The organism is Flavobacterium ginsengiterrae, from assembly GCF_039539785.1.
In the GTDB taxonomy this organism is placed as follows: Bacteria; Bacteroidota; Bacteroidia; order Flavobacteriales; family Flavobacteriaceae; genus Flavobacterium; species Flavobacterium ginsengiterrae.
Genome location: NZ_BAABDU010000006.1, coordinates 214,811 through 229,575, shown reverse-complemented (window position 1 = coordinate 229,575; position 14,765 = coordinate 214,811). Strand labels below are relative to the sequence as shown.

At 33.7% G+C, this 14,765-nt stretch carries 15 protein-coding genes; 5 read left to right on the top strand and 10 right to left on the bottom strand.

The window, feature by feature from the left end; genetic code table 11:
* Positions 1-63 precede the first annotated feature (63 nt).
* Entirely contained in the window at positions 64-849 is a 786-nt protein-coding gene (locus ABD859_RS17195; protein ID WP_345145820.1) for a sulfite exporter TauE/SafE family protein, read from the top strand.
* Positions 850-959: 110 nt separating this feature from the next.
* On the opposite strand, the gene ABD859_RS17190 is transcribed toward ABD859_RS17195, so the two are convergent.
* The 10 genes from ABD859_RS17190 to ABD859_RS17145 form a co-directional block, all read right to left on the bottom strand.
* Positions 960-1,352 (bottom strand): helix-turn-helix domain-containing protein, encoded by a 393-nt coding sequence (locus ABD859_RS17190; protein ID WP_345145819.1) that lies wholly within the window; start codon positions 1,350-1,352, stop codon positions 960-962.
* Positions 1,353-1,489: 137 nt separating this feature from the next.
* A complete protein-coding gene (locus ABD859_RS17185) occupies positions 1,490-1,909 on the bottom strand; it encodes a hypothetical protein (protein ID WP_345145818.1) in 420 nt (139 codons plus the stop codon).
* A complete protein-coding gene (locus ABD859_RS17180; RefSeq protein ID WP_345145817.1) occupies positions 1,910-2,359 on the bottom strand; it encodes a Panacea domain-containing protein in 450 nt (149 codons plus the stop codon).
* Between the two features lie 226 nt (positions 2,360-2,585).
* Positions 2,586-3,932, bottom strand: coding sequence for a hypothetical protein (locus ABD859_RS17175; protein ID WP_345145816.1), 1,347 nt, complete (start codon positions 3,930-3,932; stop codon positions 2,586-2,588).
* A gap of 61 nt (positions 3,933-3,993) precedes the next feature.
* Positions 3,994-5,070, bottom strand: coding sequence for a cytochrome d ubiquinol oxidase subunit II (gene cydB / locus ABD859_RS17170; RefSeq protein WP_345145815.1), 1,077 nt, complete (start codon positions 5,068-5,070; stop codon positions 3,994-3,996).
* 2 nt (positions 5,071-5,072) lie between these two features.
* Positions 5,073-6,419, bottom strand: a complete 1,347-nt coding sequence (locus ABD859_RS17165) for a cytochrome ubiquinol oxidase subunit I (RefSeq protein ID WP_345145814.1) — start codon at positions 6,417-6,419, stop codon at positions 5,073-5,075.
* 211 nt (positions 6,420-6,630) lie between these two features.
* Positions 6,631-7,221, bottom strand: a complete 591-nt coding sequence (locus tag ABD859_RS17160; RefSeq protein ID WP_345145813.1) for an HD domain-containing protein — start codon at positions 7,219-7,221, stop codon at positions 6,631-6,633.
* A 130-nt stretch (positions 7,222-7,351) separates the two neighbouring features.
* On the bottom strand, positions 7,352-8,233 hold the full coding sequence (locus ABD859_RS17155; RefSeq protein ID WP_345145812.1) for a pirin family protein: 882 nt from the start codon (positions 8,231-8,233) through the stop codon (positions 7,352-7,354).
* A 114-nt stretch (positions 8,234-8,347) separates the two neighbouring features.
* Entirely contained in the window at positions 8,348-9,013 is a 666-nt protein-coding gene (locus tag ABD859_RS17150; RefSeq protein WP_345145811.1) for a hydrolase, read from the bottom strand.
* 105 nt (positions 9,014-9,118) lie between these two features.
* The gene (locus ABD859_RS17145; RefSeq protein WP_345145810.1) at positions 9,119-9,703 is read right to left on the bottom strand and encodes a Crp/Fnr family transcriptional regulator; all 585 of its coding nucleotides are present in this window, start codon (positions 9,701-9,703) and stop codon (positions 9,119-9,121) included.
* Positions 9,704-10,080: 377 nt separating this feature from the next.
* Here ABD859_RS17145 and ABD859_RS17140 point away from each other — a divergent pair, with 377 nt between their 5' ends.
* The 4 genes from ABD859_RS17140 (at position 10,081) to ABD859_RS17125 (ending at position 14,741) form a co-directional block, all read left to right on the top strand.
* Complete coding sequence (locus tag ABD859_RS17140) at positions 10,081-11,499, top strand: MBL fold metallo-hydrolase (protein ID WP_345145809.1); 1,419 nt, start codon at positions 10,081-10,083, stop codon at positions 11,497-11,499.
* 155 nt (positions 11,500-11,654) lie between these two features.
* Positions 11,655-12,218 (top strand): YeeE/YedE family protein, encoded by a 564-nt coding sequence (locus ABD859_RS17135; RefSeq protein WP_345146269.1) that lies wholly within the window; start codon positions 11,655-11,657, stop codon positions 12,216-12,218.
* 10 nt (positions 12,219-12,228) lie between these two features.
* Positions 12,229-12,705 carry a DUF6691 family protein gene (locus tag ABD859_RS17130; RefSeq protein WP_345145808.1) on the top strand — a complete coding sequence of 159 codons (477 nt, stop codon included), beginning with the start codon at positions 12,229-12,231 and terminating at the stop codon, positions 12,703-12,705.
* A 458-nt stretch (positions 12,706-13,163) separates the two neighbouring features.
* Positions 13,164-14,741: a glycerol-3-phosphate dehydrogenase/oxidase gene (locus ABD859_RS17125; protein ID WP_345145807.1), complete on the top strand. Its 1,578-nt coding sequence runs from the start codon at positions 13,164-13,166 to the stop codon at positions 14,739-14,741.
* Positions 14,742-14,765: the final 24 nt, after the last annotated feature.

The following is a 14,765-nucleotide window of genomic DNA, read 5'->3' as shown; positions in this document are numbered from 1 at the left end:
TCTGTGATAAATGTTACTGTAGATTTCTAATTTCTAAAGCAACTTTGCCTAAAAACAAATGCAATGGAATATTTAGGCTATTTTGCTTCAATCATTATTGGGATTTCGCTGGGATTAATTGGCGGGGGCGGTTCTATCCTTACTATTCCAATTTTGGTGTATTTATTTAAAGTAAATCCGGATCAGGCAACTTCGTATTCTTTATTTATTGTGGGATTAACCGCTTTATTTGGAAGTTACAGCCATTACAAAATGGGAAATCTCAAATTAAAATCGGCAATGTATTTTGCTGTTCCTTCTGTAATTTCCATTTTAATTATCCGCGAAGTTATTTTTCCGCAAATTGCATCAACACTTTTTTCTATTGCTTCTTATACCGTTTCAAAAGACTTTTTGATTATGATTGTTTTTTCGGTTTTAATGATAACAGCAGCAATTTCAATGATCAAAAAAAATGCAACTGAAATAAAAGGAACCGAAACCAATTATATACAATTAAGTGTTATTGGATTTCTGGTTGGAATTGTAACGGGATTTCTGGGCGCAGGAGGCGGATTTTTAATAATTCCGGCTTTACTATTTTTTGCAAAACTTCCAATGAAACAAGCCGTTGGAACTTCACTTTTAATCATCACTATTAATTCATCAATAGGGTTTGGAGGCGATTTATACATCGGAACTCCTATTGATTATACGTTTCTATTAGGCGTTTCCGGAATGGCACTTCTGGGAATGCTTATAGGAAGCCGGCTTTCTAAAAAAATAGACGGAGCCAGATTAAAACCGCTTTTTGGTTGGTTTGTACTCGTAATGGGATTTTACATCATTACAAAAGAAGTTTTATTTTAAGAATTTGAATTTAGTTTCACTTGTAGAGTAATCTTTGTCAAAGTTTTTCGCTTTGACAGAGATGAAACTAAAAAATCCGCTTATTCCTGCGAACAAACGGATTTATGGATTTATTTTTTTAGAAGCTTTTCTAAGTATTCAACCTTATCTTTTTCTGCCTGAACCAAACGTTCGTAAAGCTCAACCAGTTTATCTACTGGATTAAAGTTAAAAATAGGTCCCGAAGCCGCCTGACCATTACTCGTGCTATTATCATAAAAGTTATTAAAGAAATTAAAAACCGATTCTTCCGAAAAGTTTTCAATTGCATCTACAGAAACCTCTAATATTTTGGCAATTTCCTGAAGTTTTTTGGCTTCAACAATTTCACTTGCTTCAATATTCGAAATCGTCTGCTGACTTATTCCAATAGCTTCTGCAAGCGTTTCCTGCTTCATTCCTTTTAACTCTCTTATTCGGCATATATTTCTGCCAATATGTTTTGGTTTTTCTATTGTACTCATGATTCAAAGATATTTAATAATTCTTTAAAATTTTATGTTTTGGTAAAATACAAATCTAGGTTTTAAAATACTAAACAAACAATTAGAACAACAGTTTTTTCTTATAAAAATATAATACTTATGGATTCACTTAAATATTACTTTCCTGCATTTGGTTTTCTGTAAAATAAATATCTCAAAACCAAAGTATAAAACGCAAAAATAGACGTTGTTAAAGTTCCTATTATAAACAGAAACTCAGTCTGCGACAGAATAAAAAATTTATACGAAACTCCAAAACCGTGCAGTAAAATAACAGCCGCAATAAAAATGGCCCACGTTGAAGAAAAAATAAAAGCTTTCTTGGCATTTTCCTGTCTCAGCTTTCGTTCTGAACTTTCGTTGGCCTGCTCAATTTCAAATCTTTTTAATTCAATATATTCCGAATGACTTTTGGGGTCATACGGTTTCATTAAATGATTTTCCTTTTCGGCTTCTTGGGTAACATCTTTCGGAACATTGTTAATGTCGTTTCCTAAAGCACTTTCGGGTAATTTTTCTGCCAGTGTTTTTTCCATTTAACTATTTAGTTTTTCCTTATAATATTCCTTAATAATATCATTACCAATAATTACATTGTGCGTTCCGTCCCAAGTCTGCGACCACGGACTTCCCTCTTCGTGCGTTAACGCCGAAAGCTGCAATCCAGACAAACCTTTATAATTATCCCAGATTTTTTTTAAAAACTCTTTGTCTTCATGTTTCAGCGGCGTCTTTGCCGAAATATTAATCAAAAACGGATCAACCGGATCTTTACCAAACATTCGTATTTCATAATACAAATCAGGAATAACCGATCCGTATTTCCAAGCCTGAACTTCATTGTCAAAAAGCGGTTTTCCGGTAATTCCTAAATGCCAGCCGTGCGAAATATAAGTAAGTTTAAGCAGTTTCATCGGGTCAAGTCCCTGTCCTTCTTCTTCGGCCAGTTCTATGAAATACTTCGCTATGTCAAAACAATTATACATTTATTCTAAATTTTAATTATTTCTCTTTCAACAAAACTAAGAAAAAGCACATCAAATCCAAATTTGTAAAAATTATATTAAGAAAATTTAATATTTGGGCGTTGCCTTCGGCCGGGCTTTCCGCTATATCTTTTTGTTTTTAAAGAAAAAACAAAAAGGATACCGCTTCTATCCCTAACGCATTCTAGAAAAATTTAAGTTTTCGTTCTAAAAGATGTTTTTATAATTACATTTTGATATTGTGTATTAGCTTATAACTTTTTTCGTAATTTTCATCACTCATTAATCCTGGAAAAACTTCATCATGAGCAAAATCGTATGGAAATTCATTTAATAAAGTTTTCTTGTTTTCTGAAATAAATTTCCCATAATATTCTATAATAGCTCTATTAATAGCAACAGTTTTAAAAATTTTCTTTTCTAATAGCTTCGAATATCTGTCTTCAGATTTTGAAGATTTAGAATGTACTATTTCATTTCTTAAATCTTCAAGTTCAACGAAAGAATTCCACCAATTCGTTTGGGTAATATCGGGTGTATGTAATATTTCTTTTAAAATGTTTTTAAACTTATCTCTTAATGAAAATTTACGTTCAATAGCTATTTTTGAATATATAGTTTTAATTCCGTCCTTTTCAACAATGTATTCATAATCATCTATAATACATATGTTTGCAAATGCCTCGAGAGATGTATATGAAAAAATCACTGCTTCAATTATTAATTCGAAATAATCAAAATATTCTCTTTGTATTTTTTCAGATGGAAAAGATCCATGATATTGCTTATGTCTAGGTAATATTGTATTATCATAAAACAATTTAGCTGCTTTGAGATTTTTATCGGAAATATTAGAATATATTGAAACATCATTTGGTTGAGTCATTAATGTTTCTAATTTATCAAAAACTAAAACCCAATTATTTTCATGTACAAAATATTTAAAAATATTATCCCTATTAACTAAGATATGAGGCTTCTTTATTCTTAAGTCTTTATTTTCTCTATAGTTTTGATTAAGTTTTGATGTCATAACACCTAAAGGATCTATTATCTTCCATTCTTCTTGATTATAGGCAAAAATTCGTTTGTTGTTTCCTTCACTAAAAGCATTTTGTATTTGCTTTATAAGAAATTCATTTTTATCGATTATTAGTGATGAAATAAATTTTAATGCACTTTCAAAAGCTTTTGTATAATCTTTCGATAAAAAGTTAAAGGGAAAACTTAGTTCATATTTATCAAAATTATAAACTACCGAGAATGATGAAAATGAAGGAAGATGATTTAAAATTTCATCTAATTTTTTGGAAATTAATGAATAAAAAATTTCTAATTCTGCTATTAGTTGTTTATAATCTTCAGATTTTGAAGAAAAATGATTCAATATAAAACTATCATTGATAAATAATTTAAACCATGAAGAATCTTTTACTAATGTTGTTTTTTTATTTTCTTCTCCAGAAGAAATCTTAATTCCAAAACCTATTGAATTATTATTAAGTTTTTCTAAAAGAAACTTTTTTACTAATACATCTAAATCAGGTCTATCAATAATTATTGTTATATCCATATTTTAAAGAAATTTGTATTATTATACAATTCAACATAAAACTTATTTTTAAACAAAAAAATCAATGTTCTCCATAACCAATATCATCCATTTTCCCGCTGAAAACACGATATTGAATAATAAAATAAATAATTACAAGAAACAAAGCCACAAAAAACCAGCTCAATCCGGCATTTAATCCGTATTCGTGAGCAGCAGTATTGTAAATCGTTAATGAAGGATTTACTTTATTAGTTGAGGGAAGAACATTCGGAAAAATCGAAACGGCTGTAGAAGCAAATCCGCCTACAAGAAACAAAGTCGAAAATATAAATCCATGGCCGTCTTTTTGAAAAGAACGAACTTTAAACAAACCTATAATTCCTGCAAAAGTCATCAGAGGAAAAAACCACAAAATTGGATTTTCAATGAAATTATGGAAGGGTTTTGGCTCAATAAAATGCCAGATTTGTAACGAAATACAAACTAAAACCAACAAAACGATATTTAAAACAAAAACCACTTTTTTAAGTTTTTCATTTAAAGAAGAATTCGTTTTATAAATAATCCAGTTCGCACCGTGAATCGTTAAAGCTACGACACTCACAATTCCTAAGAAAAGCGTAAACCAATCAATAATTCCCAATTCATTTGCCTGCGGACTAAAAGTTGGATTCCATAAAGGCAGAAAAAAGTAATGTGCTTCCTGCGTTGAAACTCCGTTTTGCACCATTCCAAGATTCACACCTCGAACAATATTTCCTAAAGCGATTCCGAAAAATAAAGCCAAAAGCAGACTCGCAATTCCGAAAGCCTTATCCCAAATGGCTTCCCACATATGATTATGAATCTGTCCGCGCATTTCTAACCCGATTGCACGGAAAATCAAAAGCCATAAAATCATAATCAAAGGCAGATAAAATCCGCTGAAAGACGAAGCGTATAAAGTTGGAAATGCAAAAAACAAAACACCTCCCGCTGCGATCAGCCAAACTTCATTGGCATCCCAAAAAGGTCCAATGGAGTTTGTAATTACTTTTTTATCTCGTTCTGTCTCGGCAAAAAATAAATGAATAATTCCTGCACCAAAATCATAGCCGTCTAAAACCAGATAGACAGCCAGAATTCCCATTAAAACTACGTACCAAAAAAATTCCATACTTATATTTTTTCTGTTGAAAGTTCCACATGATGAGGTCCTTTATTGATAATTTTCCCAACCAAAAGCAAAAACAGCATTCCCAATAAAAGGTATAAACCGATAAAACCTAATAAAGTAAACAAGGTATTTCCTGAAGAAACTGTCGGCGAAGCTCCCGCTGCTGTTCGTAATAAATTATAAACTAACCAAGGCTGTCTTCCTAATTCAGCCGTATACCAGCCTGTTGTGTTGGCGATGTACGGAAACGGCATCATGAACATAAGCGACCATAAAAGCCATTTGGTTTGAAATAATTTCCCTCGAATTAACTGAAGAAGTGAAATCAGCATTAATCCAATAAAAACAGTTCCTAAACCAACCATAATATGATAAGCATAATACAATCCCGAAATATTAGTCGGATGCAAATCTTCTTCAAACTGATCCAAACCTTTAATTTCCTGATCCCAATTTCCGTAAGTCAGGAAACTCAAAATATTTGGAACGGCAATTTTATTATCCAGCTTTTTATCTTTTACATCGGGCTGACCAATTAAAACAATCTCAGAGCCTTTTTTCTCGGTATGAAAAATTCCTTCCATTCCGGCAAAAGTTACAGGTTGGTATTTTACTACGTTTTTTGCCAGTAAATCTCCCGTTGGAACGGCCACGACAATACTCGAAATCAATCCGAAAATAACGCCTGTTTTCAGGAACAATTTTCCAAACGAAACATTCTTTTTACTTAAAATATAAAAAGCTCCAATTCCGGCAACCACAAAAGAACTTGTTACTAAAGAAGCAGCTTGGTTATGCAGATATGAAGGCCAAAGCCAAGGATTTAGAAATAACGCCTGAAAATTATTCAAAACAAATTTTCCGTTTTCTAAGATTTCATAACCCACAGGATTCTGCATCCAGGAATGTGTTGCGATGATTAAAAATCCACTGGCCCAGGAACCAATCATAATCAATAATCCGGTTACAAAATGCCATTTATGTCCAAGGAGTTTTTCCCCAAATAAAAATATGCCTAAAAATGAAGATTCTAAGAAAAACGAAAACATTCCTTCCATCGCCAGAGTTTGACCGATGATGCCTCCCGTTAATTCAGAGAATTTTGCCCAATTGGTTCCAAACTGAAACTCCATCGGAATTCCCGTTACAACTCCCATTGCAAAATTCAGGGCGAAGATTTTCATCCAGAAATGGGTGGCGTGATTGTATTGTTCGTCTTTAGTTTTTAAGAATTTCCATTTGAAGTAAACAATGATCAGCGAAAGACCCATTGTAAGTTGTGGAAAGAGGTAATGAAAAGTAATGGTAAATGCGAATTGCATTCGGTCATAAAAGAGCATTTCTTCCATAAGGTAATTTGTTTATGAAGTTCCACAAATTTAACCATTACAACCCGAATTAACGCTCTAAAAAAGGAGTTTATTTTTAAAGTTTTGAACCATTAAGGCATTAAGTGAATTAAGTAAGGATTCTTAATTTTCTTGATCTCCTTTGTAAAGTTTCATTAAGCGCAACAACTTAATTTACTTAATGCCTTAATGGTAAAACTTATGTTCTGCTTTATTTCTCCAAAATTCCTTTTTCAACGCTTTCGTTAATCAAACCTTCGGCGTAATTCCATACAACCTTTGAGCCTTCTTTTATTACGCTTTTCTTTTCGTAAACTTTGTCATATTTCACTCCAAACTCTTTCCAAGTTCCGCCGTTATTAGAAGTATTTTGTAAAAGAGGTTCTAATCTGTCCATTGATTTAGCGAATTTGGCTTCGTTGGTTTCTCCAGCTTCAAATTCTTCCCAAATTGAGATAAACTCTTCTTTTTGTTTTTCAGGAAGTAAACCAAAAATCCGGTTTGCTGCTAAACGTTCTTCATCGGTATTCGAATGATTTTTTACAGTATCATAAATAAAAACATCGCCCGCATCTATTTCTACAATATCATGAATCAAAACCATTTTTACGACTTTCAAAACATCAATTGGCTCGTTAGAATGTTCTGCGAGAACAATTGCCATTAAAGCTAAATGCCAGCTGTGTTCTGCATCATTTTCGCAACGGTCGCTGTTGAATAATTTGGTCTTGCGCTGAATGTATTTTACTTTATCAATTTCTTTTATAAAAGCAATTTGATCTAATAAGTCTTTTGTGTTCATTTTATTTTTTGTTTTGAAATCGCATTCTCATATGCAAAATTAAAACTTAAAGTGTCATTACCAGACTTTAAAATCATATATCTTAAAATAGCAAAAAAATCTCATGATATAATAGATTTTTGCTTGTTACTTATAAAAAAACGCTGTCTTTTGGATAATTTATTTTCCCATATTTACCGGCATAAAAGTCTCTGTAAGCATCAGCAATTTCACTTCGGCTATTCATAACAAAAGGACCTTCAGCAAAAATAGGTTCTGAGTAGGGCTCTCCACCAAACAGAATAATATCTGCCGGTTCCTGTAAAGCATTCATTATTTCAATCTCTCCGGCATTTCTGTCAAATTCAACAAATTCACCATCTTCAAAAATTTCACCGTTTAACAAAACAGGCTGAGTGGGTAAAAAAGCGGCTGCTTCTAATTTATCGGCAATGGTTATAGAAAAAACAGCTCCGGCTTCCAAATGAATATGGTATATAAACTGTTCTGAATAATTAGGTATTACAGAATTAAGATCTTCGTAATTTCCTGCAATGACTTTTATCCAGCCATTTTTCTTTGGTAATGTTTTGCATGGCACATTGGTTCCTTCAATGTTGATATATTCAGGCTTCTCTGCTTTTATTTTTGACGGAAGGTTTATCCAAAACTGAAAGCCGTGAATAAGTTTAGTTTCTGTTTTAGAATCGTAGTTTAATGTTTCATCATGAATGATTCCATTTCCGGCTTTCATCCATTGAATCCCGCCCGAATGTACTTTAGCATGATTACCGGCACTATCAAAATGTTCATCTTCTCCGCTAATGATATAACTAAGGGTTGCAATACCTCTATGAGGATGTGGCCCTGTACCTGATTTATTTATAGTAGTCTGTATTTTTGGTGCAATATGATCTAAAAATACAAAGGGTCCAACCGCATCTGCATATCTGTTTGCCAAAATACGATAGATTATCATATTACCAATATCGGCTCTTTGTCCTTTTGTCGAAAAACTCGTTTTCTTTTTCATATTTCTATTATTAATTCATTTAAAATATGTTCTTATACTATTAATTGAAGGCTGTATTTTGAAAGAACAAAATACAGCCTCCAATTTTCCCTAAAATCTCCTTAAAGAAACCGATTAATGTCCATTTATGTCTGCCGGAGGAGGAGTTGCAAGAAGTTGAAGTTCCCAGGCAAGAGCTACACCACTGGCACCGCCATGTTCAAGAAGAACATTAGCTAAACCTCCCACTGTCTCTTCACGAGCCCAGTCACGCTGCCACTCACCAAGTACTGCCATCCAGTTCATAGGAACGGCACCTGCCTGAACCATACGACGAACCGCCATATCGTGAGCCTCTGCCGTAACACCGCCTGATGCATCTGTAACAATAAATACTTCATAACCCTCGCCAAGTGCATGAATTACCGGCATTGCAAGACATATTTCAGTAAAAAGTGCGGCAATTACAAGCTGCTTACGACCACTCTTTTTTATAATGTCGGTTACTTTTGGATCTTCCCAAGTATTAATAAAAGTACGGTCGATTGGTTTTTGATCCGGAAAAACGTCCTGAAGTCCTTTTATAATATAACCGCCTCTTTCTTCAAGTACAGTTGTCAAAACTGTTGGCACATTAAATACTTTCGCACTTTTTGCAAGAGCAACAACGTTGTTGATAATCATTGTTGGTTCGTGGCTGTTAAGATTTGTGAACTGATAAGGCTGATGATCAATAAGTAACAGGATACTGTCTTCTGGACGAAGCAGACCTTCTAGACCAATTTTTGGATTTTTAGACATTGCTATAAATTTTGATGTTAATACATACAAAATTGCAGAAGAATGGAGATGAAAAACGATGATAAATGATAACAAAAAACGTTGACAAATATCAACTCAGTTATTCTATTTTTTCAAAGACTGTTTACGTATACGGCTCAATGTTTCTTTCGTAATACCCAAATACGAAGCAATGATGCGCTGCGGAAAACGCTGCAAAAAATCAGGGTGGCTTATAATAAAATCGGCGTAGCGTTTCTCTGCCGTAAGACTTATAGAAGATGTAATTCTTTTTTGGGCCGCAATGTTGTTTCGTTCATCAAGAAAATGCAATAATTCGCTGAAAGCCGGAAGTTCCTGCATCAATTTAACAGTATCTGACCTCGTAATAAGCAATACTTCACTGTCTTCCCACGCATCGATACAATAGGCAGATGGTGACAACATAACCCAGCTTTCCCGATCACCTACCCACCAGTTTTCTATCCCCAAATGTACAATGTGTTCTCCTCCCTTTTCATCGACCATATATTGCCGCATTGCACCTGTGACAATAAATGCATAATATTTACAAACTTCACCTTGATTCAGAAAATATTGTCTTCTCCTGATTTTCATAGGACTGAAAGCATTTTTTACCAATTCACGATCTTTTTCTGAAAGCGGTGAAGCGATATGTTTGTCTAAATATTTAAATAAAGCCTCATGCATGTTTATTAGAAAATACAATTGAAATTTAACAGAAGATTGCTGATCACTTTTTATTAAAATATTGAAAGAAAAAATTTACACAAAAAGCATACAAATATACTTTTCATATCTGGAATAAAAAACAAATTCAAGATGAAATACAATTCTGCTCTTCAACTAAAAAGCAAATAAATGATCAATTTCTATAATCAATTTTTTTTTTAAGCTTTCACTAAATATAAGAATGCATTCATTTTTAGAAATCATTTAATCCATTCTAATTACTTTTTTATTCGTAATACTTTTTTTTACACAAAAACCTATTTCTGTAACATTAGTCACCCAATTTATTAAAAAACAAAGTTACCTTTGTAACCCATCATTTTACAATACCTATCATGAAAATAGAACAAATTTACACCGGATGCTTAGCACAAGGTGCATATTATATCACTTCAAATGGCGAAGCGGCCATTATAGATCCGCTTAGAGAAACACAGCCTTACTTAGATCGTTTGGAACGTGACGGAGTTAAGCTGAAATATATTTTTGAAACACACTTTCACGCTGATTTCGTTTCAGGACATGTTGATTTAAGCAAAGAAACCGGAGCGCCAATTGTTTACGGACCAAACGCTGCCTGCGAATTTGACTGCATTTCTGCAAAAGACGGACAGGAATTTAAAATCGGAAAAATCACTATTAAAGTTTTGCATACTCCTGGACATACAATGGAAAGCTCTACTTTTTTATTAATTGACGAAAACGGAAAAGATCACGCGATTTTCTCTGGCGATACTTTATTTATTGGCGATGTCGGCCGTCCAGATTTGGCTCAAAAAGCAGCGGGAATGACACAAGATCAATTGGCGGGAATTTTATATCATTCGTTAAGAGATAAAATCATGACTTTGGCGGATGACGTAATCGTTTATCCTGCACATGGTGCGGGAAGTGCCTGCGGAAAAAATATGAGTAAAGAAACGGTTTCGACTATTGGAAATCAAAAAGCGACAAACTATGCTTTGCGTGCCAATATGACCGAAGAAGAGTTCATTAAAGAAGTGACAGACGGTTTATTGCCTCCTCCAGCCTATTTCGGTATGAATGTGGCAATGAACAAACAAGGCTATGAAAGCTTTGAAACGGTTCTAAACAACGGAATGAAAGCCATAAACGTAAAAGAATTTGAAGCTATTGCAGAAGAAACTGGAGCATTAATTCTAGACACGAGAAGTGCTGCCGATTTCAGCAAAGGATTTATTCCACAATCTATCAATATAGGAATCAATGGTGATTTTGCGCCGTGGGTTGGAACTTTAATTGCGAATGTAAAACAGCCAATTATTTTGGTTACAGCCGTTGGAATGGAAGAAGAAACCGTGACGCGTTTAAGCCGTGTTGGTTTTGATACGATTATCGGGCATTTGGAAGGCGGTTTTGAAGCGTGGCAAAATGCAGGTTTCGAAATTGATACCGTAAATAGAATTACTGCTGAACAATTTTCAAATGAATTTAAATTTGGCAAAGATAAAGTGGTAGACATTCGTAAAGAGACAGAATACGAAGCTGAGCATATCGACGAAGCTTTCAGCAAACCTTTGGCATATATTAATGACTGGGTAAAAGATATTAATCCAAATGAACATTTTTATCTGCATTGCGCGGGAGGTTACAGAAGTATGATTGCCGCTTCTATTTTACAAGCTAGAGGTTTTAGAAACTTCTCAGAAGTAGAAGGCGGTTTTGGCGCAATCTCAAAAACAAATGTTCCAAAATCTGATTTTGTCTGCCAAAGCAAGACTTTAAAAGCATAAACATATTTTCACCATATAAGTCATATAAGTTCATTTAGTTTGGGCGTGATTTAAATCTCTTATATTGACTAGATCATATAAGAATTCTACACATCAGCTTAAAATTACTTATATCACTTATATGGTTTAATAAACACTTAATTTTTATTATGAGTATATTAGAAATCATTAAAGAACCTTGGCCGTGGTATGTTGCGGGTCCGTTAATTGGATTAACTGTTCCAATTTTATTAATTATCGGAAATAAATCTTTTGGGATAAGTTCGTCACTTCGTCATATTTGCGCGGCTTGTATTCCTTCGAATATTTCGTTTTTTAAATACGACTGGAAAAAAGAAAGCTGGAATTTATTCTTTGTTTTCGGAATTTTTATTGGCGGTTTTATTGCAGCTTATTTTCTAACGAATCCAAATCCGGTTGAAATTGCTCCTGACTTATCAGCCAAATTAGCAACTTACGGAATCACAGATCACAGTGGTTTAGTTCCATCTCAATTATTTTCGTGGGAAAGTTTATTAACGCTTCGCGGATTTATCATGATTGTTGTTGGCGGATTTTTAGTTGGTTTCGGAACGCGTTACGCTGGCGGATGTACAAGCGGACATGCAATTATGGGATTATCAAACTTACAATGGCCTTCGTTAGTTGCCACAATCTGTTTTATGATTGGCGGTTTCGTAATGGCACTTTTGATTTTACCTTATATTCTTTCACTTTAAAATTTCAAAAATGAGTTTAGAAAATAAAAATATAGACGGCGAAGGAATCAATGCAAGTCAGAAAAAAGAAAATGCATTCGCAAACTTAAAATATTTAATCGTTGGAATCTTTTTCGGAATTGTATTCGTAAAAGCCGAAATCATCAGCTGGTTTAGAATTCAGGAAATGTTTAATCTGGAATCTTTTCACATGTATGGCGTAATTGGATGCGCTGTTTTTGTTGGATTAATTTCAGTACAATTGATTAAAAAATTCAATATTAAAACCCTTGACGGAGAAAAAATCGAAATTCAGCCAAAGACTTTCAACAAAGGTCAAATCTACGGCGGATTATTATTCGGTTTTGGATGGGCAATTACAGGAGCTTGTCCGGGTCCGCTTTTTGCGCAGATTGGGACTGGAGCAACGGTGATTATTGTTACTTTATTAAGTGCAATTGCCGGAACTTGGTTTTATGGTTTGATAAAAGATAAACTACCTCATTAATTTTTTTTTTCAGGTTTAAAGTTTCATGTTGCATTAAAGTACGTTGATTTAACCGCAAAGCACGCCAAGATATACGCAAGGTTCGCAAAGTTTTTTTGACAAAGCTTTGCGAACTTTGCGTTTTAAGCATTACTTCATTCCGTAGGAATGTCTCGTGGGTAGAATTAATTCGATTGCAATTATTACGTTCCGTAGGAACGTTTGATTGATGAAATATATTTATATTATCATAAAATCAGGTGTCCCTTCAGGACACAATTCAAAATGGCAATAAATTTTTGTACCGACGAGATATTCCTACGGAATATATAACATACTTTTTTCTTTATAGTTTTGTATATCAACTTGAAACCTGAAACCTCAAACAATTAAAAACCTAATCTCTTTTCTTCATCGATTTTTAATTTCGTTTTGTTAAGTTTGCTTTCAACAACATTTCTCAAAAGCAAACTAAATTTATGATCCGTTCTGAACAACTCTCTCAATTACAAAATACCGAAAAATGGGACGTAATCATAATTGGCGGAGGCGCAAGTGGTCTCGGAACTGCAATCGATGCAGCTAGCCGAGGTTATAAAACGATTTTATTAGAGGCCGTTGATTTTGCAAAAGGAACTTCAAGCCGAAGCACTAAACTAGTTCACGGCGGCGTGCGTTATCTCGAACAGGGCGACATTCATTTGGTACAAGAAGCTTTAAAAGAAAGAGGTTTGCTCGCTCAAAACGCGAATCATTTAGTCAAAAATCAATCTTTTGTTATTCCCAATTATAATTGGTTTGACGGTTATTTCTATACTTTCGGATTAAAAATTTACGATTTATTGTCGGGACGATTGAGTTTAGGAAGTTCTAAATATCTTTCGAAAAAGAAAACTATCGAATTACTTTCAAACGTTGAGGAAAACGGTTTAAAAAATGGTGTTATTTATCACGACGGACAATTTGACGATTCACGTTTAGCAATAAACATGGCGCAAACTGCTGTAGAAAATGGCGCTTGTGTTTTAAATTATGCAAAAGTTGTCAATTTAATTAAAAACGAAAAGAATCAGATTATTGGTGTGTTTGCTGTAGATCAGGAAAGCGGGATTAAATATGAATTGAAAGGTTCTGCAATTATAAATGCTACAGGCGTTTTTACAAATGCTATCATGAAACTTAATGATAATGTTTACAAAAAATATATTGTTCCAAGTCAAGGCATTCATTTAGTTTTTGATAAATCTTTTCTTCCTGGCGAAAATGCTTTGATGATTCCGAAAACCAAAGACGGACGAGTTTTATTTGCTGTTCCGTGGCACAATCATATTGTGGTGGGAACTACAGATACTTTAATTAAAAAACAAAGTTTAGAACCAATTGCTTTAGAAAGCGAAATTCAATTTGTCTTAGAAACTGCTCAAAGATTCTTAGCCAAAAAACCAACAAGAGCTGATGTTTTATCTGTTTTCGCAGGATTGCGTCCGTTGGCAGCACCGAAAGAAGAAGGTAAAAGCACTAAAGAAGTTTCGAGAAGTCATAAAATTATAGTTTCAGAAACTGGATTAATCACGATTACAGGCGGAAAATGGACTACTTATAGAAAAATTGCCGAAGATATTATTGATAAAGCCATACTAAAAGGTAAACTTCCTAAAAAGACTTGCAATACACATCATTTATCCATTCATGGAAATAAACGAACAAATTCTTTAGATAGAGAAAATCACCTTTATATATATGGTTGTGATATTCCTAAAATAATAGAACTTCAGGAAAGCGAAACTGGGTTAAAAGAAAAACTGCACCCAAAATACGAATTCACAATAGCAGAAGCTGTTTGGGCAATTCGTTATGAAATGGCCAGAACTGTCGATGATATTTTAGCAAGACGTGTTCGCTTATTATTTTTAGATGCTAGAGCCGCAATTGAAGTTTCTGAGAAAATCGCTCGATTAATTGCTAAAGAATTAGGGCACGACGAAGCATGGATTTCGACAGAAATTTCAAATTTCAAACAAATTTCGAAAGGTTTTCTCCTTGCTGAATACCAATAAATCGTGATTCTGAACATTTTCTTC